General features: G+C 42.9%; 1 pseudogene. It reads left to right on the plus strand.

From position 1 onward, the window contains the following. Window positions 1-83 precede the first annotated feature (83 nt). Window positions 84-233, plus strand: a pseudogene (locus MTCD1_RS22065) (D-alanyl-D-alanine carboxypeptidase); the annotation flags it as partial.

Below are 233 nucleotides of genomic sequence, written 5' to 3' on the forward strand. Positions count from 1 at the left end.
CACTGAATTAGAGAGCCAACTAGTGATATACTGCTGCCAATTTTGCTTTCCGATTTTAACCTAAGAAGACGTGCCTTGTTGATATGAAATTTTTAAATCGCCCTTTAAAAACGCTTATTCTTGCGACCTCAATCGCATGCTCATTCACCTATGCAGCGCCTATAGTTACACCTATTGCGCCGACTGTCGCGGCGAAAGCCTATGTCTTGATGGACTACAATACAGGACAGATC

The sequence above is a fragment of the Colwellia marinimaniae genome (genome assembly GCF_002207865.1).
GTDB classification, from domain to species: domain Bacteria; phylum Pseudomonadota; class Gammaproteobacteria; order Enterobacterales; family Alteromonadaceae; genus Colwellia; species Colwellia marinimaniae.